General features: G+C 49.8%; 24 protein-coding genes, 1 pseudogene and 1 other annotated feature. Of the genes and pseudogenes, 10 read left to right on the forward strand and 15 right to left on the reverse strand.

Features of this window, described 5'->3' with window-relative positions; translation table 11 throughout:
- Nucleotides 1–306 precede the first annotated feature (306 nt).
- The 5 genes from PAEVO_RS20060 to tsaE all read right to left on the reverse strand — a co-directional run bounded on the left by PAEVO_RS20060 (nucleotide 307) and on the right by tsaE (nucleotide 5,684).
- Nucleotides 307–1,830, reverse strand: a complete 1,524-nt coding sequence (locus tag PAEVO_RS20060) for a 2-isopropylmalate synthase (protein WP_100539523.1) — start codon at nucleotides 1,828–1,830, stop codon at nucleotides 307–309.
- 152 nt (nucleotides 1,831–1,982) lie between these two features.
- Nucleotides 1,983–2,319, reverse strand: a binding site (T-box leader).
- Between the two features lie 526 nt (nucleotides 2,320–2,845).
- Entirely contained in the window at nucleotides 2,846–3,895 is a 1,050-nt protein-coding gene (gene tsaD / locus PAEVO_RS20065; protein ID WP_100539120.1) for a tRNA (adenosine(37)-N6)-threonylcarbamoyltransferase complex transferase subunit TsaD, read from the reverse strand.
- Nucleotides 3,892–4,416, reverse strand: coding sequence for a ribosomal protein S18-alanine N-acetyltransferase (gene rimI / locus PAEVO_RS20070; RefSeq protein WP_100539121.1), 525 nt, complete (start codon nucleotides 4,414–4,416; stop codon nucleotides 3,892–3,894). The genes tsaD and rimI overlap by 4 nt, the downstream gene beginning before the upstream one ends.
- A 19-nt stretch (nucleotides 4,417–4,435) precedes the next feature.
- Nucleotides 4,436–5,227, reverse strand: coding sequence for a tRNA (adenosine(37)-N6)-threonylcarbamoyltransferase complex dimerization subunit type 1 TsaB (gene tsaB, locus PAEVO_RS20075; RefSeq protein ID WP_100539122.1), 792 nt, complete (start codon nucleotides 5,225–5,227; stop codon nucleotides 4,436–4,438).
- Nucleotides 5,214–5,684: a tRNA (adenosine(37)-N6)-threonylcarbamoyltransferase complex ATPase subunit type 1 TsaE gene (gene tsaE / locus PAEVO_RS20080; protein ID WP_100539123.1), complete on the reverse strand. Its 471-nt coding sequence runs from the start codon at nucleotides 5,682–5,684 to the stop codon at nucleotides 5,214–5,216. The genes tsaB and tsaE overlap by 14 nt, the downstream gene beginning before the upstream one ends.
- Before the next feature lie 251 nt (nucleotides 5,685–5,935).
- On the opposite strand from tsaE, the gene PAEVO_RS20085 reads away from it, so the two are divergent.
- The gene (locus PAEVO_RS20085; RefSeq protein WP_100539124.1) at nucleotides 5,936–7,117 is read left to right on the forward strand and encodes an epoxide hydrolase family protein; all 1,182 of its coding nucleotides are present in this window, start codon (nucleotides 5,936–5,938) and stop codon (nucleotides 7,115–7,117) included.
- Nucleotides 7,118–7,238: 121 nt separating this feature from the next.
- Here PAEVO_RS20085 and PAEVO_RS20090 read toward each other — a convergent pair whose 3' ends face one another.
- Together PAEVO_RS20090 and PAEVO_RS20095 are read right to left on the reverse strand one after the other, a co-directional pair.
- Nucleotides 7,239–7,421 (reverse strand): H-type small acid-soluble spore protein, encoded by a 183-nt coding sequence (locus PAEVO_RS20090; RefSeq protein WP_100539125.1) that lies wholly within the window; start codon nucleotides 7,419–7,421, stop codon nucleotides 7,239–7,241.
- Nucleotides 7,422–7,425: 4 nt separating this feature from the next.
- Nucleotides 7,426–7,713, reverse strand: coding sequence for a hypothetical protein (locus PAEVO_RS20095; RefSeq protein WP_100539126.1), 288 nt, complete (start codon nucleotides 7,711–7,713; stop codon nucleotides 7,426–7,428).
- A 208-nt stretch (nucleotides 7,714–7,921) separates the two neighbouring features.
- On the opposite strand from PAEVO_RS20095, the gene ku reads away from it, so the two are divergent.
- The 3 genes from ku to ligD are packed head-to-tail and all read left to right on the forward strand — an operon-like array spanning nucleotide 7,922 to nucleotide 10,685.
- Entirely contained in the window at nucleotides 7,922–8,851 is a 930-nt protein-coding gene (gene ku, locus PAEVO_RS20100; RefSeq protein ID WP_100539127.1) for a non-homologous end joining protein Ku, read from the forward strand.
- 5 nt (nucleotides 8,852–8,856) lie between these two features.
- A complete protein-coding gene (locus PAEVO_RS20105; protein WP_100539128.1) occupies nucleotides 8,857–9,762 on the forward strand; it encodes an ATP-dependent DNA ligase in 906 nt (301 codons plus the stop codon).
- A gap of 5 nt (nucleotides 9,763–9,767) precedes the next feature.
- Entirely contained in the window at nucleotides 9,768–10,685 is a 918-nt protein-coding gene (gene ligD, locus PAEVO_RS20110) for a non-homologous end-joining DNA ligase (RefSeq protein WP_100539129.1), read from the forward strand.
- Here the strand turns inward: ligD and PAEVO_RS20115 are convergent.
- The gene (locus PAEVO_RS20115; RefSeq protein ID WP_100539130.1) at nucleotides 10,668–11,756 is read right to left on the reverse strand and encodes an SPL family radical SAM protein; all 1,089 of its coding nucleotides are present in this window, start codon (nucleotides 11,754–11,756) and stop codon (nucleotides 10,668–10,670) included. The two genes, ligD and PAEVO_RS20115, sit on opposite strands and share 18 nt — an antisense overlap.
- A gap of 231 nt (nucleotides 11,757–11,987) precedes the next feature.
- Between PAEVO_RS20115 and PAEVO_RS20120 the strand changes: the two genes are divergently transcribed.
- Together PAEVO_RS20120 and PAEVO_RS20125 are read left to right on the forward strand one after the other, a co-directional pair.
- On the forward strand, nucleotides 11,988–12,563 hold the full coding sequence (locus PAEVO_RS20120) for a TetR/AcrR family transcriptional regulator (RefSeq protein WP_100539131.1): 576 nt from the start codon (nucleotides 11,988–11,990) through the stop codon (nucleotides 12,561–12,563).
- Nucleotides 12,564–12,613: 50 nt separating this feature from the next.
- Nucleotides 12,614–13,684 carry a serine hydrolase domain-containing protein gene (locus PAEVO_RS20125; protein WP_100539132.1) on the forward strand — a complete coding sequence of 357 codons (1,071 nt, stop codon included), beginning with the start codon at nucleotides 12,614–12,616 and terminating at the stop codon, nucleotides 13,682–13,684.
- Between the two features lie 62 nt (nucleotides 13,685–13,746).
- Here PAEVO_RS20125 and PAEVO_RS20130 read toward each other — a convergent pair whose 3' ends face one another.
- On the reverse strand, nucleotides 13,747–14,664 hold the full coding sequence (locus tag PAEVO_RS20130; protein ID WP_100539133.1) for a YitT family protein: 918 nt from the start codon (nucleotides 14,662–14,664) through the stop codon (nucleotides 13,747–13,749).
- A 167-nt stretch (nucleotides 14,665–14,831) separates the two neighbouring features.
- Nucleotides 14,832–16,262 carry a cardiolipin synthase gene (gene cls, locus PAEVO_RS20135; protein WP_100539134.1) on the reverse strand — a complete coding sequence of 477 codons (1,431 nt, stop codon included), beginning with the start codon at nucleotides 16,260–16,262 and terminating at the stop codon, nucleotides 14,832–14,834.
- Between the two features lie 238 nt (nucleotides 16,263–16,500).
- Between cls and PAEVO_RS20140 the strand changes: the two genes are divergently transcribed.
- Together PAEVO_RS20140 and PAEVO_RS20145 are read left to right on the forward strand one after the other, a co-directional pair.
- The gene (locus PAEVO_RS20140; RefSeq protein WP_100539135.1) at nucleotides 16,501–17,472 is read left to right on the forward strand and encodes a M23 family metallopeptidase; all 972 of its coding nucleotides are present in this window, start codon (nucleotides 16,501–16,503) and stop codon (nucleotides 17,470–17,472) included.
- Between the two features lie 33 nt (nucleotides 17,473–17,505).
- Nucleotides 17,506–17,925 (forward strand): bactofilin family protein, encoded by a 420-nt coding sequence (locus tag PAEVO_RS20145; RefSeq protein ID WP_100539136.1) that lies wholly within the window; start codon nucleotides 17,506–17,508, stop codon nucleotides 17,923–17,925.
- 133 nt (nucleotides 17,926–18,058) lie between these two features.
- Here PAEVO_RS20145 and PAEVO_RS20150 read toward each other — a convergent pair whose 3' ends face one another.
- Nucleotides 18,059–18,832 carry an ABC transporter permease gene (locus PAEVO_RS20150; protein ID WP_394054131.1) on the reverse strand — a complete coding sequence of 258 codons (774 nt, stop codon included), beginning with the start codon at nucleotides 18,830–18,832 and terminating at the stop codon, nucleotides 18,059–18,061.
- Nucleotides 18,825–19,742 (reverse strand): ABC transporter ATP-binding protein, encoded by a 918-nt coding sequence (locus PAEVO_RS20155; protein WP_100539138.1) that lies wholly within the window; start codon nucleotides 19,740–19,742, stop codon nucleotides 18,825–18,827. Before PAEVO_RS20155 ends, PAEVO_RS20150 begins: the two co-directional genes overlap by 8 nt.
- A gap of 586 nt (nucleotides 19,743–20,328) precedes the next feature.
- Here PAEVO_RS20155 and PAEVO_RS20160 point away from each other — a divergent pair.
- Nucleotides 20,329–20,520: pseudogene (locus PAEVO_RS20160) on the forward strand (helix-turn-helix domain-containing protein); the annotation flags it as partial.
- 110 nt (nucleotides 20,521–20,630) lie between these two features.
- Here PAEVO_RS20160 and PAEVO_RS20165 read toward each other — a convergent pair.
- Nucleotides 20,631–21,557 carry an LCP family glycopolymer transferase gene (locus tag PAEVO_RS20165; protein ID WP_100539140.1) on the reverse strand — a complete coding sequence of 309 codons (927 nt, stop codon included), beginning with the start codon at nucleotides 21,555–21,557 and terminating at the stop codon, nucleotides 20,631–20,633.
- Between the two features lie 466 nt (nucleotides 21,558–22,023).
- Nucleotides 22,024–22,386 carry a hypothetical protein gene (locus PAEVO_RS20170; RefSeq protein WP_100539141.1) on the reverse strand — a complete coding sequence of 121 codons (363 nt, stop codon included), beginning with the start codon at nucleotides 22,384–22,386 and terminating at the stop codon, nucleotides 22,024–22,026.
- Nucleotides 22,387–22,644: 258 nt separating this feature from the next.
- On the opposite strand from PAEVO_RS20170, the gene PAEVO_RS20175 reads away from it, so the two are divergent.
- A complete protein-coding gene (locus tag PAEVO_RS20175; protein WP_076324736.1) occupies nucleotides 22,645–23,013 on the forward strand; it encodes a helix-turn-helix domain-containing protein in 369 nt (122 codons plus the stop codon).
- A 91-nt stretch (nucleotides 23,014–23,104) separates the two neighbouring features.
- Here the strand turns inward: PAEVO_RS20175 and PAEVO_RS33900 are convergent, their stop codons facing one another.
- Complete coding sequence (locus tag PAEVO_RS33900; RefSeq protein ID WP_164817460.1) at nucleotides 23,105–23,248, reverse strand: hypothetical protein; 144 nt, start codon at nucleotides 23,246–23,248, stop codon at nucleotides 23,105–23,107.
- Between the last annotated feature and the right edge of the window lie 290 nt (nucleotides 23,249–23,538).

Below are 23,538 nucleotides of genomic sequence, written 5' to 3' on the forward strand. Positions count from 1 at the left end.
TCCACCGGTAAATTTGAAAATCCTGTCCCCTCTTTTCAGCATCTTGCAAAAGACCGATTTATCGACATTTTTCTTGCTTATGCACATTTTTCGGCGAATATGTGGATAACGTTGTTCACAACTTGACAGAATTATATGTCTTATATAATAGGCCTCTATATAGACTTACCTCTTGTTATTTGCAAGTTATGTTGAGCTTAATTTTGAAAAAAGCGACCCTCCTCAATCCGGTTCGGAAGGTCGCTTATGCCAATGCTAAGTAAATACCAGGGGAGACTCTAAGGTTCCCCTTATCAACCTCCCTGTCTATACCGACATCAACGCCGAGTTGCATGCAGCAACATAAGCCAGACCTGCCGCCATGACGATGTCCTGGTGCACCGCTGTGCCGCGGAAGATCTTGCCGGCCTTCTCCACCGTGACCGCTGCTTCGGCATGCGCATCTTCGCCGCTGCTTAATGAGTGAAGCTCCAGATCACCAAAGCGGATGTCGCTGCTGATGCCTTGGCTGATCGCCGAAATAACGGCTTGCACAGGACCGTCCGCCACGCTGGAGTAGGTGGCTTCCGTTTGCTCGCTCAGATGGCGCAGCGTGACGGCCGCAACCCGGCTGCTTCCCGTGCCGGAAATGACCTGCGCCTCGGCCAGCTCATATACCTGTGCCGGCTTGCCCAATGTACTGCTCACCATCTGCAGCAGCTGATCATCGCTGACCACCTTCTGACGGTCAGCCGTCTCCTTGAAGGTGTCGTACAAGGACTCCATCTCGGCTCCTTTGAGCTGAACACCGTACCTGGCAAGACGGTCCTTCAGTGCATGACGACCGGAATGCTTACCCAGCACGATCATGCTCCGTGGGATGCCCAGCTTTTCCGGGTCCATAATCTCGTAGGTGCTTCGATCCTTCAGCAGTCCGTCCTGGTGGATGCCGGATTCATGCTGGAAGGCGTTCCGGCCAACCACAGGCTTATTGTAGGCAATTGGAAAATGCATCGCACCGCTAACGAGACGGGATACTTCATAGAGCTTCTCGGCCGTAATGCCCGTCTCCGCCCGCAGCATGTCACCCCGGGTAGATAGAGCCATGACCAGCTCCTCCAGTGCGCAGTTGCCTGTACGTTCGCCCACTCCATTCACGGTAACCTCGATTTGGCTGGCGCCGTTCTCAATAGCGGCCAGGCTGTTGGCCACAGCCAGACCGAGATCATTGTGGCAGTGGGCGCTGTAGGCGACCGTCTTTCCGCCACGGGCACCTTCCCGCACGCGTCGGAACATCTCGCCGTATTCATTCGGAAGTGCATATCCAACCGTATCGGGCAGATTGATCATCGTTGCACCCTCTTCAATGACGGCCTCCACCATCTCAATTAAGTCGTCAATACCGGTACGCGAGGCATCCATCGCCGTAAATTCCACCACGTCGCTGAACTGCTTCGCATAAGCAGTCATCTCACGTGCCCTTGCCACCACATCCGGACGGCTCATGCGCAGCTGGTGGCGAAGATGAATGTCGGAAGACGAAATAAACAGATGGATTCGCCTTCTGGCCGCGTCCTGGGTGGCCTTAACGGCAGCATCAATATCCCCTTTTACAGCACGCGCGAATCCGCATATTTCCACCTGCTGCAGCTGTCTTGAGATAGCCTGCACTGCGGCAAACTCCCCGGGACTGGACACCGGAAATCCGGGCTCCATGACGTCAACGCCCAGCTCCGCCAGCTTTCCGGCCAGCGCAATCTTCTGTTCAGGCTGCAGGCTTGCTCCTGGCGCCTGTTCCCCGTCCCGCAATGTGGTATCGAATATTTGAATGGTTCTCATGGATTCAATCATCTTCGTATAATCCTCCTTGGTTATGGTAGCCCGATTTCCTACAAGCTTGTTGTCCCATCTGCTCGATATGTTCGCTTTACGTCCGCACGTCGACTTGCGTCCGATCCCACCCTGCTGCTGCCGGCAGCAAAAAAAGCCCGCCATCTCTTCATACAAGAGACGACGGGCTTAGAACCCTCCGTGGTACCACTCTAATTGACGCGCCTCGCTCGCAGCTGTTCTACCGCGACACATACGCATCCACTCAAGTCCATGATCTCTTCATACCGGCCGGACATGAAGAGATGGACATCCTGATGACGGAGGAAACGCCGTAAGAGGATAAAGCCTGCATTCTTGGCAGCCGATCCATGGACCAAACCAGCCGATGCAAGATGTTCCCCTCTTCCGCTCCCGGGCGAGATTCGAAGGTTGCTGCCGCTGCGTCACACCATACCCGCAGCTCTCTGTAGACAGCTCCCTTTTACTGCTCCCGTTCATCGCGTTTACACGATATGCTGTTAGGAAAAACCTCATGATATCCGGCTCCCTTCACCGGGTATCATGCCTCTTTCACACCGTTTCGTTGTCATATGCCTAATTCTGCTTGATCAAATCATTAGCTGCCTAATAAGAATGCAAAAAAGCCTGCCGTCTCTTATTCAAGAGACGACAGGCTATCCTATCGCGGTACCACTCTTGTTGACTCTAAGCTCCCGGGTTCATACCGCTGTCTCCCGGACCTTAAAGCCCCCTCCATCGCCAAATCACAAATGATTTGTGCGCAGCCATTCTCACGGAGGCCATCCCGTAACAAGGTCAAACTCCGCAATTTCAATCCATGCCGGATCGGCATTTTATTGCGCAAGGTTCCCCTGCTCCGCTCCCAGGTGAGTTCAGGTCCCTCTCGTCTGCGTTGCACCGTCCCGCAGCTCTCTTCATCCAAGGTTCACCTTACTGGTCCTGTTCTTTGCGTTTCAATATTCTGGAATTTGATCATGATTATACGTCCTATATAGAGACGTGTCAAGACGCTTTAGCTTAATGGTTCCGCCCAAAGTTCCAGCGACATTTGCGGGTCCGCCTTCATATCGAGCGGCGTAAAGCTCCCCTGCTTCCATTTCAAATGGGCCGCGGCGGCAATCATCGCCCCGTTATCGGTGCAATACTGAAATGGCGGAATCGTTAGCGGAATCCCTTCCTGCTCGCATCGTTCAGCCAAAACTTTACGGAGCCCGCGATTGGCGGCAACGCCACCGCACAGCAGCAGCTGTTTGGCATCGTATGCTTTGACCGCGCGAACCGCCTTCTCCACGAGCACCTCCACAACGGATTCCTGAAAGCCCCGGGCTATCGCTTCCGTCCGAACGTCCTCTCCACGCATTTTGCTCTGATTGACGACATTTAATACAGCCGACTTCAAACCGCTGAAGCTAAAGTCATAAGAATCGGGCTCCAGCCATACGCGGGGAAGATCCACGACCTCCTCGGCTTCCAAGGCCATACGGTCGACATGCGGGCCTCCGGGATACGGGAAGCCAAGCGCCCTGGCCACCTTGTCGTACGCTTCGCCAACCGCATCATCCCGCGTCCTGCCGATTAATTCAAAGCTGCCCTCGTCCTTCATGTAGACCAGCTCGGTATGGCCGCCGGAAACAACCAGCGCCATGCAAGGATAGGCGATATCGCCCACAAAGCGGTTTGCGTAAATATGGCCCGCAATATGATGCGTGCCGATCAGCGGCTTGCCCAGCGCAAAAGCCAGGCTTTTGGCAGCCATGACGCCCACGAGAAGCGCTCCGACCAAACCGGGACCCTGCGTGACGGCGATCGCCGACAAATCCTTCATTTCGATCCCGGCCTCGGCTACGGCCTGCTCAATAATTAACGTAATGCTCTCCACATGCTTGCGGGAGGCCACCTCGGGCACCACCCCGCCAAATGCCTTATGCGTTTCAATCTGGCTGGCAATGACGCTGGACAATACTTCGCAGCCATCCTTTACGACGGCAACCGAGGTTTCATCACAGCTCGTTTCTATCGCCAATATGCAGCTGTGCTGCCGGTCTATTTTTTCATCCTTCATGATAGCCTTTGACTTCCTTCCTCGCCATCGTCCTCCCGATAAGGGGGCAGATCTGCCCACATGATGAGTGCGTCTTCCTGGTTATCGGAATAATACCCCTTCCGGACACCGGCTGGTTTAAACCCTTTTTTGATATATAAACGCTGGGCAACGTCATTGGACACCCGAACCTCGAGCGTCATTTTCTCCATCCCCATATAAGCAGCGGTCTTCATCAGTTCCGTCAGCAGCCGATCGCCCCATTTGCGTCCGCGATACTGCTCCAGCAGGGCAATATTCGTGACGTGCGCTTCATCCACGATCGTCCACATGCCGGCATACCCTACGGTTCGGCCTTCGTACTCCATAATCATATAACGTGCAAAATGATTCAGTTTCAGTTCATTGTGAAAAGCTTCCTCGGTCCAGGGCACGGTAAACGCTTCGCGCTCCACCTCGAGAACCTCCGGAATATCCTCCAAGGTCATCAACCGAAAGGACAAACCGTCTTCACCATCTACCGGCTTCTTCTGCTGATCCATGACGAATCCTACGCTCCCTTCACCGCTTACGCAGCAGGTTCGCTTCCGCTTCGGAAAGCTGTGTATAGTTGGGTATTAGTGTATGCACATCATCCGCTTCCCCCGCGAGCAATCTGGCCGCTCCCAAGTACCCCATCCAGCGGCCTTCAAGCGAATACGGATGAATATGCAGCCGGTCTCCAAACCACGGCTCAAGCCCTCGGGCGGTTTCGGCATGAAGCTCCACTTCCCCAATAAACCAAATGCAAACCGGGCGCTCCTCTTCAGGCAGCTTGCTGATACGTTCCTTTATGGTTTCCACCCAGGTTTGCATCAGTCGAATACCATCTGCTTCCATACGTAGCGGCGCATCCCCTTGGCTCTCTGAATCGGCAGCGAATAATGCCGTGTACACTTGTCCCCGTCTTGCATCCAGCAGCGGAATGACCCAGTGGACTCCCTTCTTTGGCTCGGCTTGATGCCATCCAGACTTCAAGCCCCCCCATGCCAAGGCATGCAGGCTGGATACCCCGACAACCGGGATGTGATTAGCCCATGCCAATGTTTTGGCAGCCGTTACCGCAATCCGAATTCCGGTATAAGAACCCGGACCTACACCTACGGCAATGCCGTCCATCTGGTCCATGCCTAGGCCTGCTTCCTCAAGCGCCTGTGCCATCACCGGGTGCAGATGCACCGAGTGGTTGCGGTCCGCATTCGTGTTAACTTCCGACAGCAGCTTGTCCTGCTCCATCACGGATACCGCCAGCGATGCCGTAGACGTATCCAGCGCCAAAAACCGCTGCTGCGGCTTCGTGTCATTGTTGTTCATTCCAGCTACCCCATTTTTCATTCAAATCCCGGCACCACTCGCCATAGGGCTCGCCCTGGCTTGAAAGTGTGATAATCCGGTGCGTTTCGCCTGTCGTTTCTAGCTGGATATGCAGATACCGCTCAGGCAAGAGCTCGGTGATCAGGCTGCTCCACTCTACGAGACAAACCCCCTCACCAAAAAAATACTCATCCAGCCCGAGCTCATCCGCTTCATCAATCGACAAACGGTACACATCCATATGGTAGAGCGGCAGACGCCCCTCATATTCTTTAATAATCGTAAATGTCGGGCTATTCACAACCCCGTTCACACCAAGGTGCTGTGCAAATTGTTTGGAGAATGCCGTTTTCCCTGCTCCAAGATCCCCGTCCAGACCGATGACAGTCCCTGGCTCCGCCCTCGCGGCCAGCCAGGCAGCAAGCTGCTCCGTCTCCTCCAGACTGCTTGAAATCATTCGAAACTGGCCCTCCGTACGGCCATTGTTCACTGATAACCCACCCTTTACTTAGTTTGCCCATATCTCAAAATACTTGATCTTCATTATATCGGTCCTCCCAACCGGCTGCAAGAACATGAGTTTCGCCTTCATGACTGAGATGAGAATAGAAACGTCAAACCGGGTTGCAAACACTGACACTACGTAGTCAAAGATTAAGCATTATAGTTAAACCATAACAATGATCAAGAGATTTGAGGAGGATTATTATGAACCCCACGAATGAATCGAATACAGCCCCATGTTCAGAAAAAGCCATACTTCCTTTTCGCATTCAAATTCCAGAGTCGGACCTGCTTGACCTTAAGGAACGTTTGGCCCGCACTCGGTGGCCTGATGACCTGGAGGATAATCATTGGGAATATGGAACGCCGCTGTCTTACCTGAAAAAGCTATCAACCTATTGGAAGGATTCCTATGACTGGCGTAAATATGAAGCCATGCTGAATGAATTCCCCCAATTCATGACCACCATCGATGGGCAAAACATTCACTTCCTGCATGTTCGCTCCCCTGAGCCCGATGCGCTTCCTCTAATCATAACCCATGGCTGGCCAGGATCCATTGTGGAGTTCACGCATATGATTGAACCGCTCACCAATCCCGGGAAGTACGGTGGGAATCCGTCCGACGCATTTCATCTCGTAATCCCGTCCCTCCCAGGCTTCGGCTTTTCCGGGCATACAACGGAACGTGGATGGAATATCGAACGTGTCGCTAAAGCGTGGGATGAATTAATGCGCCGCCTGGGCTATGAGCGTTATGGGGCACAAGGGGGAGATACCGGGAGCATGGTTTCAGCAGAACTAGGCCGGATCGCTGCTGAGCGAATCGTAGGCGTTCATTGTAACGGTCTATCGGTGTTTCCCACCGGAGATCCGGCTGAAAGCGAGAACCTTACGGCCGCAGAGAAACTGCGCTATGATGAATTAGCCGGCGGGGGATTTGATGGTTCCGGATATGCTATCCTTCAAGCGACCAGACCCCAGACACTATCCTACGGTTTAACGGATTCCCCTGTCGGGCAGCTTGCATGGATTGTGGAGAAGTTTAAGGAGTGGACCGATCCCACGGCAGATCTTCCTGAGGATGCGGTAGACCTTGAGCTCCTTCTTACGAATGTCTCGATCTATTGGCTGACAGCTACGGCAGGCTCCTCCGCAAGAATTTATAAAGAAAGCTCCAATAATTGGGGAGCGCCGGCACCATATTCCTCGGTCCCCACCGGCGTAGCAGTCTTTCCCAAGGATCTCTCCATTCGCAGTATGGTAGAGAAACAGTATCATGTCGTTCACTGGTCAGAGCTCGACCGAGGCGGCCATTTCGCCGCATTGGAAGCTCCAGATCTGCTGACTGACGATGTTCGACTATTTTTTAGAGAGCTTCGTTAACCACCATCAACGCAAACACACCTTGTCCGGTGTCCGGCGATATGGGACCCGTACAAGGTGTGTTTTTTTCGTGTTTATTAAACGCTTAGACGTAAGCCAAGAGCCTCTCCCCGTTAAGAAGCTATTCGCCTTCTTGCAGCCGGTCTACGTTCACAGTCAGCGTATTAGTCGGACGGGAGCCAACCTGGACGGTGGCCATCCCCTTCTGCTGATCCACATGCTCGATCCAAACCGATTCCCCTTCCAGATTGACTTTGTAAGTATCCTTGGAATTGAAAATTTCCACGGCGCGCTGTATCTCCATACGTTTAATCCTCCTTCTCCATATTTCTTGGCGATTCGTCCACGACGTCCATCGTATCGGTTGTGGAAGGGCCGATCAGCCCATTATCCAATGTGACATTGCCTCCGCCAAGGCCTTCATTGATCATCCGGTCAATATCAAACATCGTAGATTCCCGAGAGATCTCGCTCTCCTCCGAGGTCAGGCTGTTCCAATCCACCATGTCCCCGTTCACCGCTTCTGCAGCGGAATGATCCGAGGCCCTGTCCTTCTGTATCTCCTCCGACGTTTCGGTTTCTCTAGGCTCCATCATGACGAAAAATACCTCCTTATACAGGCAGAGTTCATCGTCAATATGCCACAAACCGGTTCTAATTATGCAATCTCGAGCTATAACTCATACTAGAGTCTTTTTTTGGGCACACTAATAGAGGTAGTACAAAAATTTATAGCAGTCGTTTATTACGTTTACTACACGGTCATACCCAAACATATTAGAATTTGATAGGAGGTTTCATAGAATGCATACGGTATGGAAGGGCGCGATCAGCTTTGGTCTGGTACACGTGCCCGTCAAGATGTTCTCGGCTACGGAAGATAAGGATATTTCGATGCGGTACATTCACAAGGAATGCGGCAGCCCGCTCTCTTACATCCGTAAATGTCCGGTATGTGAAGAGGAAGTTGCCTGGGAGGAAATTACGAAGGGGTACGAGTATGAGAAGGGGAAATTCGTGCTGTTCGAAAAAGAAGAATTGGAGCAGCTGGCAGAGCAGAACAGCAAAAACATTACCATTCTGGACTTTGTGGATCTGACCGAAATTGACCCGATTTATTTTCAAAAGACGTACTACCTTTCTCCGGATCAGGCAGGCGCAAACGCATATCGACTCCTGCTGGAAGCGATGAAGCAGTCCGGCAAAATCGGCATTGCCAAAATCGCCATTCGCTCGAAGAGCAGTCTGGCCGCGATCCGGGTGCTCGATGAATGCTTGTCGATCGAGACGATTTTCTACCCGGATGAGATCCGGCCGATCTCCCAGGTCCCGAATTTGCCTGAAAGAACCGAGGTTAACTCCAAGGAACTCGATATGGCCAAATTGCTGATTGACCAGCTGTCGACTCCCTTTGATCCTGAGAAATATACGGATGATTATCGCGAACGTCTGCTGGATCTGATCAACGCCAAAGTATCCGGCGAAGAAATCAAAATTGCCCCTGCTCGTCAGGAGACCAACGTTGTCGATCTGATGGCTGCTCTCCAGGCGAGCATCGAAGCCGTAAAGCCGATCGGAACGGATCCGGGCACCAAACCGAAGCCGCGTAAAACAACCCGGAAGACGGCTGCCAAAGAACCGGCTGCCAAAGTCAGCGGCGGAGAAGGCGAGCTTGACGCACCGAAGCCGAAGCGCCGGACAACCAAATCCAAGAAAACCGACTCCACATCCTGATCCGTATGGGACAATTGCAGAATCTACTGCCCAAAGAGCCGATGGCACCCATCTCAACAGATCAGATCACGACGGGCGAGGATTGGGGTTATCAACTGAAATGGGACGGGGTGCGCATACTCGCCGGAATTGACCAAAACCGCGTATCGCTATACTCCCGCAAGCTGCTCGATAAAACCTCTCTGTATCCCGAAGTCGTTCAGGCATTATCCGGCCTGCAAGAACGGCGCCTTCTTCTGGATGGCGAGGTTGTCTATTTTCATCCGGAGCTTGGTCGTCCCGTGTTTCAGAAAGTTCTTCAGCGGGAGCGTTCGCGTGCGGTCAGCACGAACGCTCCTCTGTTTACTTATGTTCTCTTTGACATTCTGGTGGACGGCGACCAAGACATGCGCAAGCTGCCATATCTTGAACGACACCACCGCCTGAAGGAGATCGTTTCCGACACGCCGGGCCTCCTGACCGCGGATCTGTTTCTTGAAGGCGAGCATTTATGGAGTTGGGCCGAAGAACGGGGATGGGAGGGCATTGTGATGAAGCGCCTCTCCTCTCCTTATCGTGAAGGCAAGAAACATCGGGATTGGTACAAGAAAAAGATTGCCGTGAACTTGACAGCCACCGCCGTCGCCATGATTATCAGGGAAGGCCGCGTGGCCAGCCTCGTCATTGCCGATGACGACGGCAACTATATCGGCCGGGCTTCCCTGGGGCTTAATGAGCAGACGAAGAAGAGGCTGCTGCAATACGCCGAGAGCCATCGTGCTGACGCGATATGGAATACGCTTCATACCGACCTGAAGAAAGAACAGCTGGCCTGGCTTAGCCAGCCGCTTTCGGTTCAGGTCACATTTCTCGAGTGGAGTCAGGATGGCATGATGCGCCATCCCAAACTCGTATCGATTGAGGGGGTGTAAACAATATGGCTCGTACCGTCAAAGGCACCCTGACGATCGAGGGACAGGAGATTCAAATTACGAATCCCGACAAACCGCTATGGCCTGAAGTCGGCATTACCAAAGCGATGTATCTGCAAAAGCTTGCGGCCATCTCCCCATTCCTGCTCCGATACTGCCGGGGAAGGCTGCTCACGACCATCCGGTATCCGCACGGGGCCGAGGGCGAATCCTTCTATCAGAAAAATGCGCCGGAGCCGCTGCCGCCTTTTGTTCAGACCTATGTCCACGAAAATATTAACTACGTGCTGTTGAACGGACTGCCGGAGCTGCTCTGGCTGGGGAATCTGGCTGCGCTTGAGTTTCACCCTTCCCTGCATCTGGCAGGCAGCACTCTGCCCTGCGAATGGATGATTGATCTGGATCCTACGCTGCCGGAGGAGCCACGGATCATGGAAGCGACCGCGATTGTAGGGGACGTGCTGAGCTCCTTGGGCCTGTCCTCCGTCCCAAAAACCTCAGGCGCTACCGGGGTGCAGATCATCGTTCCGATTCCGGAAGGCGTTACGTTCGATGAACTTCGTACGGTCGGCCAATTCGTGGGGCAATATGTAACCGAGAAGTTCCCTAAGCTGTTCACCATCGAACGGCTTAAAAAAAATCGCGGCGATAAGATCTACTTCGATTATCTTCAGCATTACAGCGGAAGGACACTCGCTGCTCCATATACCCCGCGGGCCCGGCGGCTTGGGACCGTCTCCACACCGCTCACTTGGGACGAGGTCCGTCAGGATGTTTCTCCCACGGAATTTCATCTGTTGAACATTGAAGAACGGCTAAAAGAGAAGGGCGACCTGCTTCAAAGCCTGCCTCCCCAACCGATAGAGAACGTCATCCGACACCTGAAGCCCCAAGGAAAGGGATCGTCAAAAAGGAAAGGATAACTGCTCAATATCCGGCATAAGCTCCTTGCCGGAGACTGGCGCTGCCGGTTGAGGCAGCTTCCTTGGCTGTGCAGGAGCAGCCAGGTCCCGGACTGAACGAAGATGATCGCGAGCGCCTTCCTGCGTCTCGTTCTCTTGAGAAGTCCCGCTTGCAATCGTCCCGGATTCACTCACTATGGCAGTAGATGCCCCCGTGGTCAGTCCATTCAGCTCATATTCGTTCAGCAGCCTGGCCGCCATCGATTTGAAGGAACGTACGTAATGCTCTTCGGCATATGCGCCCTGTCCATATAACTCGCGGTAAGGCTGTACCACTTCGGGAAACTGGTGTTTAAGTGTTTCGATATACCATTTCTTCACGTCACGCGACAGTCTCAGTAACGAGATCATCGCAAAAGAAACACCCCTCACCTTCGCCTGCGACAAAAGATCCCTCAGTTCCGACTCCTTATCCGTCAAAAAGGGCAGCACAGGCGCCACAAACAAGCCCGTTCGTATGCCTGCAGCCGATAATCGGTGGATCGTATCGAGCCTGCCCTCCGGATGAGGCGATGCCGGCTCCAGCTTCCGGATGATGTCCCCATTCAGCGTGTTGAGACTGATGTTAACGGACACATTCTCCATCCGGGTCAATATGTCCAAATCCCTGAGCACGAGCGGAGAACGCGTTGTAATGCTCGTGGAGATGCGGTATTTAGCGAGCAGCTTCAGGCACTCCCGCGTAATCCCCTCCTTGCCCTCGATCGGCTGATACGGATCGGTTGCCGTTCCGATCGTAACCTGTCCAATCGATCTGCGCATCGCTTCAATATCATGATCAAACTTCCTCGCCGCACTCGATAACTGCTTCTCCAGCGCTTCGGCTGCATTCGACTTCATAAAGATATGATGCTGAAACTCATCTTCCGCCCCCATACCGATAAAGGATTGAAAAGCGCGGGCATAGCAAAAGCTGCATCCATGCCCGCATCCGCGGTACGGATTAATGGACCAATCGAAGGGCATCCTCTCTTCCTTTACTCTGTTTAAAGTCTGTTTGGTCGTTACCCGTTCATATAACGTACGAGCCACTCCTCTTCCTCCCCTCTGATCCTGTATTATTACTGTATTTTGAACTATTATTATTTTAACAAACATATGTTCTTATTATAAGTGGGTTTTATTGGATTTTCAAATTAACCTCCAGCAACGCTTCATCATAATATGTTGAACTTGGTCCAATTCCGCTTTATAATTAATATATATCATGTGATATATATCGATTGTTCTACATATAATTAATCCAAGGAGTTGCAGACAGCCATGGCACCGAAAACGAAGTTCACCAAACAAGATATCGTGCTAGCCGCATTTGACATTGCCAAGACCGATGGAATCGAGTCCATTACGATTCGTAAAGTAGCTGAACGTCTGGGCAGCTCCATCGCGCCGATCTATGTCAATTTCAACGATGCTGAAGAACTGGTTCAACAGGTCGTCGAAAAGGCCTTCCAGGTGGCCAGAGGATTGATTACAGAGCAGCAATCCGGGCAGCCGTTCCGGGATATCGGCATGGCAAGTCTCCGGTTCGCCAAGGAATACCCTGTGCTCTACCGGGATTTGATTATGAAGAACAATCCCCATATGAAGAATACCCCGGAACAAATTCGTGAGGTTATCGTGTTGATGAAGCAGGACCCGGAGCTTTCGGGATTTTCTGATCAGGAGCTGCAATCTATTTTATTGAAAATGCAAACCTTTCAGACAGGTCTCTGTGTCATGCTAGCCAATGATTTATTCACGGAGAGTATGGATGACATCAAGATGATCCATATGATGGACGAAGCCGCTGAAGATTTCATACGTGCCGCTCGTTTGCGGAAACAGCAGGAGAAGTGAAGCTGTAATAAGGCATCGATAAATAACAATCTGTGGGAGGTATATGGAGAATGGGAAGATACCTGGAGCAGTCGCTTCTGGATGAATGCTTGGCTCGGCTCGCTAATAAAAGGAATGTGTTTAGCACGGTTTTATGCGTTGAGGACCAGATGCAATCCCTGTCCCTTGTCAGCAGCGGCGGGGAGATGCAGACCGAGGACCGCTATTTCATTGCCAGCGTGACCAAATTGTACGTGACAGCTGTACTTTTGAAATTACGGGCGGAGCAGCGGATTGGGCTCGATGATCCAATCGGCAGGTACCTTTCAAAAGAGATCATGGCGGGACTCCATATGATGGAGAACAGGGATTACACCGAAGAAATCACGGTCAAACAGTTAATGTCCAATACGTCAGGCATCCCGGACTATTTTTCCGGGGACGTCTTCTCGGATCTCATTGCCGGGCATGATCAGGCTTGGAGTCTGGACAAAACATTGGATGCAGCCAGACGGCTAAAGCCCAAATTCAAACCTGGCCAAAGAAATAGAGCCCAATATTCCGACACCAACTACAGGCTGCTTGGACAAATAATCGAGAATATCAAGGGCGAATCCATTCAGAACGTATTCAAGGAGTACATCTTCGACAAGCTGAATCTGACACAAACGTATTTTTTCGATGATCCCGAGGATACCAGCCCCATTCCTTTCTATTATAAGAAAAAGCGTTTGGACCTTCCTTTGTACATGGCGTCCATCGGAGCGGAAGGCGGCATTGTCTCAACGGCAAGGGAAACGATGATGTTCCTGCGCTCCTTTTTTAACGGGGATTTGTTTCCGATCAGCGATTTGGATGAGCTCCAGAGGCAATGGAATTTTCTATGGGCACCTGGACCCTTTTTCTATGGCATCGGCATTTCAAGACAGCCGCTCTCTCCATTCGGCCTAGGGCGAGGACTTATCGGTCACTGGGGGCAATCCGGCGCATTTGCCTTCCATCACCCCGAATCAGGACTCTATTTCACCGGAACCGTGAACCAGGCCGTGGGTCAATCCGCGGCAGTGCAGGCGATGACAAGAATCATTCGTCAATATGGGCGAGAGAAGAAGGCGCTTCGCCTGCACGCAGATGCCCCTTAAACAAAAAAATGTTCCACCCGTGTTAACTCTCAACATGGGTGGAACATAACACTTCATGGTTATTAGTGAATGGCTTTCTTCTTAAAGCGGCCGCCCTTCACATCATGGATGTTCCCGATGGCGACAAAAGCCTGGGAGTCCCAATCTTCCACGATCGATTTGAGTTTCGCTTCTTCCAGACGGGTAATGACAACAAAGATAACCTTCTTGCTGTCCCCGGAATAAGCGCCCTCACCATCCAGATAGGTTACGCCGCGTCCCAAACGTTGGGTCAGCGCATCACCGATCTCCTTATGCTTATCACTGATAATCCAAACCGATTTGGATTGATCAATGCCTTCGATTGTAATGTCAATCAGTTTAAACGCCAGGTAATAAGCAATCAACGAGTACATGGCATGATCCCAACCGAAAATAAATCCTGCGCTGCCAAGAATAAATACGTTAATGAACATCACGATTTCGCCGACGGAGAACGGTGTCTTCTTGTTGATCAAAATGGCTACGATTTCCGTTCCGTCCAAGGAGCCGCCGGACCGGATAACAAGACCAACCCCGATACCAAGCAGAACGCCGCCGAACACGGCCGCAAGCAGCGGATCGATAGTGATCGGATCGACGGGATGCAGAAAATAAGTTCCAATGGACATGATCACTACGGCGAACAGCGTAGATAATGCAAAGGTTTTCCCGATTTGTTTATACCCCATAAACAAAAACGGAAGGTTGAACAATGTCAGGAATATACCTAGCGGAACATTGGTGATATGGGAAACCATAATGGATACGCCGGTAATGCCTCCGTCAATAATTTTGTTGGGTACCAGAAAGATCTCCAGCCCTACTGCCATCAGTACCGCACCGAAAGTTAAGAACACCAGACGACGGAGAAGCTTCAAGGTGGTTGAGCCTGCCTTGGGATTCTCCGGCTTCTGCTGCTCCGCTTTCACTGGCGCAAGAATCTTCACATCACTTGACATAAATCTCCCCCGTTCAACTTATGAAAGCTAAGCTAATTTATATTTATAAGTGAAACCCTTATAAATATTCTATCATATAAACAAAAGCTGGACATAATCTTTTCGCAGTTTATCCTGCTTTTTACTCGGATTTCCGTCATTCCCACATCTCATGTAAGTTATTCCTTTTATAATAAGGGTGACAGCATCCTGCATAAAATTTCGGCTGCTCTCTGCCATCTTCCGCGCTGACGAAATACCTCCGCGTCAATCAGTCGGCTCTGTTTGAGATCCTCCTTAAAATCCGAAACCAACCGTTCTATCGGGGCCTGATCAAACAGTACGGCTGTCAGCTCGAAATTACAGAAGAAACTCCGCATATCCATATTCGCCGTACCGACCGAGCCTAGAAGCTCGTCCACAATGAGCACCTTGGCATGGATGAACCCTTTTTCATACTCGTAGAAGGTAACTCCCGCTGCCAGCAGTTCTTCCACGTAGGACAAGCTCGCCATTTTCACAAAACGGGAATCGGCACGATCCGGAATAATGATCCGTACATCCACACCGCTCACCGCTGCCGTCTTCAGCGCCTCATATATCCCTTCATCGGGAATGAAATACGGCGTTGTGATCCATATCCGTTCCTTGGCCACGGAAATCGCCCCGAAGCACATCTCCTGGATGGCATTCCAGTTCAGATCCGGTCCGCTGCTCAATATTTGCACTTGCTCATCCCCCGTGCATTGATGCTTCGGGAACAGCCCGAAATCCACGATGCGTTCTCCGGATGCAAGCTTCCAATCGTGCAGAAACACATTTTGCAGGAAGTACACCGCATCTCCCTTTACTTCCAGATGCGTATCGCGCCAGTAGCCCATTTTCGGGTATTCGCCCAGATAGTCGTCCCCGACGTTAATCCCGCCAAGAAAACCGATTATGCCGTCCACCACGACGATTTTACGGTGATTCCGGTAATTGATTCTGCGGCTGAACATCGAAACCATGGCGGGCAGGAAGAAATAGAACTCCACTCCCGATTCCTTGAACCGCTGAATGAACGTTTTCTTAAGTTTATAACTGCCCAGCCCGTCACAAACCAGGCGTACCTTCACGCCTTCTTGCGCCTTTCGAATCATGACATCCTGAAACTTCGTGCCGATCCGGTCATGACGAAAGATATAGAACTCCACATGGATGTGGTGTTTGGCCTGTTCCATAGCGCTCAACATAGCAGCATAAGTCTCTTCCCCGTCCGTCAACACGCGGCTCTGATTACACCCCGTGATCGGACTCTCCGACAAGTGATTGAGCAGATTGAACAAACGGTCATTATGATGAAATCCGGCATTGTTCATACCTTCCTTGTGCCGGACAACAGCGGCCCGATCCCAGAGGTGCCCCCTGAGCTCCTGAAACAGTCTGGAGCCCCGCTTGCGAATCTTCAACCGCTTCTGATAGTCCCTCGCCACAAAGAAATATAGTACAAACCCGATCAATGGGAGGCAAAATAAAATAAACAGCCAGGCCACGGCCTTGGACGGATTCCGAAATTCCAGCAGCAGCACTGCAACCATCTGCAAAATAAAAATAATAAGTGCAACCAGAAGCCACACCATACCGGCAGCCTCCTCACCATGAAGAATAGTGGTATTTTGAACCGAATAACTACACTACATCATTGACCAATTTCATATGTATTTATTCAATTACCCAATGACGCACCATACTGAATAAGTTCTCTTATCTAATAATTTTTGACATGTTCTTCGAAAGAATAGAATACATACTAGATAAGGAGCTGGCCAAGTCTAGCGGGTACCATGATCCACAAACGATGTATGGAAGGGAGATGCCATGAAAACCACACACCGTAAACAACGCTTAACCCTGCTGGTGCTTCGGGATGCCCAGCATTCAGTCAAACAGATCCATCTGTCCAAGCCTCTCATGATAGCGGTGCCCGCGGCCGCTATTTTGTCCATCGCCGGACTAATCGTTTCCCTGCAAATCCAGTCGGCTCAAACGATCTCGGGACTGGAGCAGCAGCTGATGCTGAAAAGCCTGGAAGCTTTAAAGATGGAAGTGACAGTTACCGACAAGGAAGAAGCCATAGAACGCCTAAACAAAGCTATCATTCAGCTGTCGGGTGAAGCAGAGCAAACGAAGGTCCAGATGGAGCGCGTTCAGCAGCTGGAGCAGGAGCTTCAGCAGTTTATTCAGAAGCACGGCAGCTTGTCAGGACAGACCTCCTCCATCACAGCGGAGGATAAGCAGCATGTCGGAGGGGAATTCATTGCCGTTCATGAGAATGAAATGTTAAGTCTCGCAAGGGAGACCCATGATGATTTCGAGGAGATTCAGCAGTTGATTTCACGCATGGAGCGTCATATTCCGCGCACGCTGGATCAAGCCCAGGAGACCCAAGAGAAACGTGAAGGCACGCCCTCTCTATGGCCAACCACCTCTAAACGGCTGACATCGAATTTCGGTTATCGGAGCGATCCTTTTACCGGGCGTTCGGCCTATCATGCCGGCATCGATATTGCCGGTAAAACTGGGGATCCCATCTATGCTGCAGGTGCCGGTGAGGTGACGGCAGCGGAACGCAGCGGAGCCCGGGGGCTTTATATCGTGGTCAAACATCCGAATGGTCTGGAGACCTGGTACATGCATCTGGACAGTCTGGACGTGTCGGTAGGCGATCATGTCGATCAAGGTGAAGCCATTGGCAAGCTGGGATCCTCCGGGCGAAGCACAGGCCCTCATCTTCATTTCCAGGTCGTCAAAAACAACCAGACGATTGACCCGTTGCCTTATCTGCAGTAAACACCATCCATTTATGATGAGGAGGAATGTAATATGAAAAAGAAAAACAAGAACAAGCGGGCTTCCCAGCGAACGGATACGCTAATTGGACCAGGAAGCGAAGTTGAGGGCGTGCTGCAATGCGAGGAAAACCTGCGGGTTGACGGCCGCTTTAACGGCTCCATTGAAAGCCAAGGCTGTGTCACCATCGGCGAAGAAGCGATTGCCCGCTCCAATATTTCCGCTCGGGAAGTCATCGTCGCCGGCAAGGTGTACGGCGATGTGACGGCGGAAAACAAACTGACTATTACGCCTACCGGGCAAATGTATGGGGATGTTTACGCCGCTTCCCTAATCGTTATGGAAGGCGGACTCCTAAATGGAGCTAGCCGAATGGAGCATCAAACCTCCAGTCAAGAAACTGCGGAGTCAACGGACACCACACTGCCGCTCCAGCGCTCGGAAGCAGGTTAACCCAGCATATGGACGGCGACCACCCGAACCCGGCAGTTTTATATCGATCGGCCAGTTCTTTCAGCCGATATAATGAAAGAGCCCCTTCCCATCCCTGTGATTCACACGGACAGAAGGAGCTCTTTTCTTATCATTAGGCTGCCACGTCTCTCTTCGTAAAGACCAACCAAGAGATGAGCATGAACAACAAGCAATAAACACCCAGAATCGTGATGGAAAAACCTAATCCTACTCCCCCCGGTCCGACAGGCGACTGGATATAGCCGCTCAGGTCGGTGTGGAGAAAGAGTAAATACTTCGCCCATTCAAACCGCTCCGGATTAAAGATAAAACCGAAAATATCCTTGGTGAACAGGACCAGCAGCGATAATCCAATCGCCAGACCGCCAGAACGAAATACCGTAGAGAGCATAAACGCAATCAGCGAGATGACCAGTGCCTGGATCGTATCCGTCAGCAGGAGAAGCAGGGAGTTGTTCATCGACGATCCCTCGAATCCACCCGATAATCCGGTGTTGCCGGAGAACAAGAGCAGCGACATGGCGATCCCCACCACGGCCGTGATTCCTGCACAGAGCAGACCGAATAGGATCAGGGAGGTGAATTTGGACAACAGAATCTTCCCTCGGCTCCACGGCCGAATCAGCAGCAATTTGATGGTGCCTCCGGCAAACTCCCCGGCCACGATGTCCGACGCGACGATCACCGTGAATATGGTACTTAGGTAGATGGTGAAACTCTCCGTCCATGTAAATACGGTCCAGACATCCATCGGCGCATTCGTAAAGTACAGCATGGTAGGCATGGCCGCATTAAACAATAGAAGAATCCCCAGCATGACCCATGTCCGTACGCGATAGTAAATTTTCATATTCTCATTGGCAACAAGACGGGTAAAGTTATTCAACAACGGATCCCCCTCCCGTCATTTCCAAAAATTGATCCTCTAGCGACCGGGTCACCGGCTGTATGGCATACACGCGTATGCCCGCCCCGACCAATACCGCGTTGATATCCGCAATCATGTTCTCGTCGCCGCGGACAATGATTCGGTGATCGCGGGTTGACACTTGGAATTCTTGGAGCAGTACTGCCGCTGCATCCGCGTCATTGACGGTAAAAGCCGTCTCTTCAAACACCCGCTCTCCCTCGGCCGTCCGCAGCTGCCGGATATCAATCAGCTTGCCGTGACGTATAATGCCAACGGTATCACACATCAGCTCCATTTCAGACAACAAATGACTGGAGACGAATACGGTCGTCCCTTCCTCCTGCGTCAATCGGCGCAAATAATCACGCAGCTCCCGAATGCCCTGCGGGTCCAAGCCATTCGTAGGCTCGTCCAGGATCAGAAGCTTCGGTCGATGCAGTAGTGCCTGTGCCACGCCGAGCCGTTGGCGCATCCCCAGCGAATAGGTCTGCACTTTCTCATGAATCCGATTCCCGAGCCCGACAAGTTCCACTACCTCATCGATTCGCTCCTTGGTAATGCCCTGCATCATGCGCGCAAAGTGCTTCAGATTGTTATATCCAGATAAAAATTTATACATCTCAGGGTTCTCGACGATCGCCCCAATTTGCGCGGCTGCCTGTTCATAATTCTTCCGTATGCTGTAGCCCCCGATGGTAATATCCCCCTGGGTGATGGACATCAGCCCGACCATCATGCGAATGGTCGTTGTCTTGCCTGCCCCGTTCGGCCCAAGAAACCCGAAGATTTGTCCAGGTGGGATATCTAAAGTCACATGATCTACCAAAACCTTGGACGAGATTTTCTTCGTAACCCCGAGCAGTCTTACCAGCGGTTCCTGCTTCATGTAATCTATTCTCCTTTGCCCTTGTATCATGTCAATCTCCACAATTATACAATACTAGAGCAAAGGACAAAATTGTTGAAATGCATGACCCCTATACTGCTTTTTAATGGAGCCGTCTACTTCCGATGCACCAACAAAGCCGATTGACACTCCTTGCAGACCCCCGCCGGAACATTATGCTTATAGAAGCCGGTTTTATACAAGCTGTGGCTTTGGGCAATGGGAAGCATCCGACAGCAACTGACGCAATACATCATCACTTCTTTCATCCCGTCATCTCCTCTCCGGGATTGATGCTTCTATTCTATGTACAGGATGATACAAAATGTATCCACTACAAAAATTCTATATAAATTGTTACTCTTTGTCAAACGTAAATAAATCAAATCCCGACGAGACTACAGAATCCGAAATATCCTTAAAACGGAGTGATGAAGAAGGATACATTTTTTTCTAATTTTTTAATAATTGCTACAATATGTATTGACGATCAACGGAATTTAGGATACATTTTGTATCATATTAGTTGTTTTATGTTATGTATGTTTGCTCTAAATTAATGGAACTTGTAGAGAGGTGAGTATGGATGTCATATGGATCTCGCATTGCAAAATTGCGGGAGCAAAAAGGTTGGACCCAAGAAGAGCTATCCGAGCTTATTGGTATCAGTCGGGCTTCTTTATCACATTATGAAAAGGACCGCAGAGAACCAAATCTGGAAACGCTAACAAGATTAGCGGACGTATTTCAAACCACGATTGATCAAATCATTGGAAGATAGTCTGTTTAGTCCCCCCACTCCAATATAATCAAAATAACCGAAAGCTTCGTTATTCTACTTCACACACAAAACCCCCTCTACTCAAAAAGGGGGTTTTGTGTTACGAGTCATTCCATATACGCTCTTAAAGTAGACGTTATCTTTTCTCTTTCTTGATCAGCGACGATATAATACCAAATTCCATTCATTTTTTGACCGTGGCCAGCAATTTCAACCTGCTCCAGCTTGTTTAGTTGTTGACGGTACTCCGTTACAAACATCTTCATCTCTTCAAACGAAATATCCGTTTTGACACTGTTTCCAATGTTGTCCAGAAGCGATTCCAGTTTAAAGACAGTCGAAATCCTTATTAACTTATTTAAGATCCCTTTCAGAACCTCCCGTTGCCTTGCATTTCTACCTAAGTCTCCCTTAGGATCTTCAAACCGCATACGCGAGAATGCCAGTGCTTCATCACCGTTTAAGTTCAGCTTCCCCTGATCAAAGTCATAGCCAGCATATTCGAACCGCATATGGTTATTTACGGTGACTCCACCCAATGAATCCACAATGCTGGAGAATCCCTCCATGTCCACTTTAATGTAGTAATCGATAGGGAATTGCAAAAAATTCTCGACACTGCTGACCGACATCTCAACGCCTCCAAAGGCATAGGCATGGTTGATTTTATCCACCGTTCCATGTCCTACAATATCAGTTCTAGTATCACGTGGAATATTAAAAATCAGTACTGACCCCTTTGCAGGGTTTACTGCCATTAATATCATGACGTCGGATCGCCCACGATCGTAGGGCCTTTGGTCTACGCCCAAAACCAGAACAGTAAATGGATCAGCGTCCTTCATATTCTTTTCTCCGACCCGAATGGTCGTCCGATCCTGTACGAAGGTTGGAATAACTGGCGAAGGCTCCCGTTCTTCGTAAATCCGATTTGCTGTCGTTTTAATGGATTGATACGTATACAGAAGATAAGCTGAAGGCAGCAGTATAAGCATAGCCAGCAGCCACAGGACCCATTTCCTTGTCATTTTCATCCAGTGATGCCCTCCATTGCGTTGACCTTATCACGTTCCGTTATAGGTCGACGTTAAATCACGACTTAAAGAATCTCCTTCATCATCGGTATGGTGAGCGAAAGTCTTGTTTTATCGCTTTTTTATCATTCGCTTATCAATAAATACATTGAATTCGTAGTGAATAAGGGTCAGGAGAAAGGGAACTCGCAGAAATATGTATCGAGGATGTTTCATGATTACATTGAACTAGATATACAACTCCAATTATAAGTTTAAATAAAAATCTACATATGAAATCATATAATGAAGTTTCATTAATCGCAGGAAAAAACAACGTTATTCTAGATCTATCCCTCATCATGCACAAGGATTTAAGGTAAAAGAACTAATGACCAAGCAACATAAATATAGTAGAATATCAATAAACCATGATAATGATTCATCGTGAATACCTGTTCGCTGCAGGCTATCCATGAATTACGTTTCAGTTATAGAGACTCATTTTATTCGACTCGTTGTGACCGAACATCATTCGGTTCAACATACCCACGATACGCGTCTTTTTATCGACGTCTGTATGGAATTCCGTATGATACAATTGGCGTCCGTAAAAGAGTCCCCTTGATTCAATGCGGCCCGAAAGCAAAATATGATCCACATTATCATCAATTTCGTAACCCAATATAACATTAGAATGAATCGGTATTTCCCAAGGACATAGGAATACAAGACCACTTGGCAGCAGCTCTAGCGGCGTAACGGAATGACTTTTCCCATGAATGGTTAATTCCCCGATCTGCATGACTCTAATCCTTACTGTAATTTGGTGTTGCCGTTCTCGTAACATTGGAGGTAACCCATCCGCTCCTTATTATAATTTTTTTGGTATGGGACATTTCTGCAATGGATAAAATGATACTAACTGTACCCAAACCTTTACATTGTAGATACAATATGTATCTTATTAATGTTTATAATACGATACATATTGTATCTAGTCAATAAAAAGTAGTCTTTTTATGTATATAATAATCGGCAATTTTAACTTTTAGATCTATTCAACTAACTTCTATAGATACAAGCCATTCGAAAGGGGGATCAATGCGTGAACTACGGAGAACGAATATCTGAATTACGTGAACAGCATGGGTGGACTCAGGAAGAGCTCGCTACCTCTGTCGGTATTACACGTGCTGCACTATCCCATTATGAAAAAAATCGGCGCAAGCCCGATTTCGAAACATTGACCCGCCTGGCAGATCTGTTTGACGTATCCATAGATTATCTGATCGGGAGAACGACACAGGAAAAAACGGTGCTTGATGCGGAGGTTCGATCGTTTGTGGACGGACTTGAACTATCCGATGAGGATTTATTGGAACGCTTTAACCTTACAGTGGACGGCCGTAAACTAACTGAAGATGAAGCCAAGCGATTTATTGCATTTGTCCGCATGGAACGGGCCATGAAATAACGGCTCCATGCCCAAGAACTACAAATCCCCGACGTGTAGGATACGACTATCCCAACATGTCGGGGATTTTCTTGTCACCATGAGATCATATCTAATCTTTTCGTTCCTCCAATTGCAGCCATTTATCAGGATGGATTCCCAATTGAGTCATGAGCTTATTGATGTCGATGTTCGTTTTCTGCTGGTCAAGCCGCTGCTCGGTGCTTCCGGAGCCTCTCTCCTTGTCCACACTCATTTCCACAACTACCTCGCTTATCTATAATTTCCTCTCCATCCCAGCTGCTAATACGTGTTGAAATTACCATATATACAGCAACAAACCTATTAAACAACTTACTTACCAATATTATAACGAACGAATCCACATGATGCTGTCGTCTTGTGGAGCCTTTGTCCTATGCTTCGGGTTCTAATTTTGTCGAATTTTCTTTTGGAATATTTTGTTGAAAAATATAAATTTCTTAATAACACTCATCACAGCTTATTTTATATATGAAAAAAAACCACATTGCATTCATTAAAGAA

The sequence above is a fragment of the Paenibacillus sp. GM2FR genome, assembly GCF_002803325.1.
GTDB lineage: Bacteria > Bacillota > Bacilli > Paenibacillales > Paenibacillaceae > Paenibacillus_AQ > Paenibacillus_AQ lautus.

Excerpts from the sequence above, each read along its gene's own strand:
- PAEVO_RS20060 (WP_100539523.1), bottom strand. The coding sequence starts at position 1,830 with ATGATTGAATCCATGAGAACCATTCAAATATTCGATACCACATTGCGG.
- tsaD (WP_100539120.1), bottom strand. The coding sequence starts at position 3,895 with ATGAAGGATGAAAAAATAGACCGGCAGCACAGCTGCATATTGGCGATA.
- rimI (WP_100539121.1), bottom strand. The coding sequence starts at position 4,416 with ATGGATCAGCAGAAGAAGCCGGTAGATGGTGAAGACGGTTTGTCCTTT.
- tsaB (WP_100539122.1), bottom strand. The coding sequence starts at position 5,227 with ATGAACAACAATGACACGAAGCCGCAGCAGCGGTTTTTGGCGCTGGAT.
- tsaE (WP_100539123.1), bottom strand. The coding sequence starts at position 5,684 with ATGATTTCAAGCAGTCTGGAGGAGACGGAGCAGCTTGCTGCCTGGCTG.
- PAEVO_RS20085 (WP_100539124.1), top strand. The coding sequence starts at position 5,936 with ATGAACCCCACGAATGAATCGAATACAGCCCCATGTTCAGAAAAAGCC.
- PAEVO_RS20090 (WP_100539125.1), bottom strand. The coding sequence starts at position 7,421 with ATGGAGATACAGCGCGCCGTGGAAATTTTCAATTCCAAGGATACTTAC.
- PAEVO_RS20095 (WP_100539126.1), bottom strand. The coding sequence starts at position 7,713 with ATGATGGAGCCTAGAGAAACCGAAACGTCGGAGGAGATACAGAAGGAC.
- ku (WP_100539127.1), top strand. The coding sequence starts at position 7,922 with ATGCATACGGTATGGAAGGGCGCGATCAGCTTTGGTCTGGTACACGTG.
- PAEVO_RS20105 (WP_100539128.1), top strand. The coding sequence starts at position 8,857 with ATGGGACAATTGCAGAATCTACTGCCCAAAGAGCCGATGGCACCCATC.
- ligD (WP_100539129.1), top strand. The coding sequence starts at position 9,768 with ATGGCTCGTACCGTCAAAGGCACCCTGACGATCGAGGGACAGGAGATT.
- PAEVO_RS20120 (WP_100539131.1), top strand. The coding sequence starts at position 11,988 with ATGGCACCGAAAACGAAGTTCACCAAACAAGATATCGTGCTAGCCGCA.
- PAEVO_RS20125 (WP_100539132.1), top strand. The coding sequence starts at position 12,614 with ATGGGAAGATACCTGGAGCAGTCGCTTCTGGATGAATGCTTGGCTCGG.
- PAEVO_RS20130 (WP_100539133.1), bottom strand. The coding sequence starts at position 14,664 with ATGTCAAGTGATGTGAAGATTCTTGCGCCAGTGAAAGCGGAGCAGCAG.
- cls (WP_100539134.1), bottom strand. The coding sequence starts at position 16,262 with ATGGTGTGGCTTCTGGTTGCACTTATTATTTTTATTTTGCAGATGGTT.
- PAEVO_RS20140 (WP_100539135.1), top strand. The coding sequence starts at position 16,501 with ATGAAAACCACACACCGTAAACAACGCTTAACCCTGCTGGTGCTTCGG.
- PAEVO_RS20145 (WP_100539136.1), top strand. The coding sequence starts at position 17,506 with ATGAAAAAGAAAAACAAGAACAAGCGGGCTTCCCAGCGAACGGATACG.
- PAEVO_RS20155 (WP_100539138.1), bottom strand. The coding sequence starts at position 19,742 with ATGAAGCAGGAACCGCTGGTAAGACTGCTCGGGGTTACGAAGAAAATC.
- PAEVO_RS20165 (WP_100539140.1), bottom strand. The coding sequence starts at position 21,557 with ATGAAAATGACAAGGAAATGGGTCCTGTGGCTGCTGGCTATGCTTATA.
- PAEVO_RS20170 (WP_100539141.1), bottom strand. The coding sequence starts at position 22,386 with ATGTTACGAGAACGGCAACACCAAATTACAGTAAGGATTAGAGTCATG.
- PAEVO_RS33900 (WP_164817460.1), bottom strand. The coding sequence starts at position 23,248 with ATGAGTGTGGACAAGGAGAGAGGCTCCGGAAGCACCGAGCAGCGGCTT.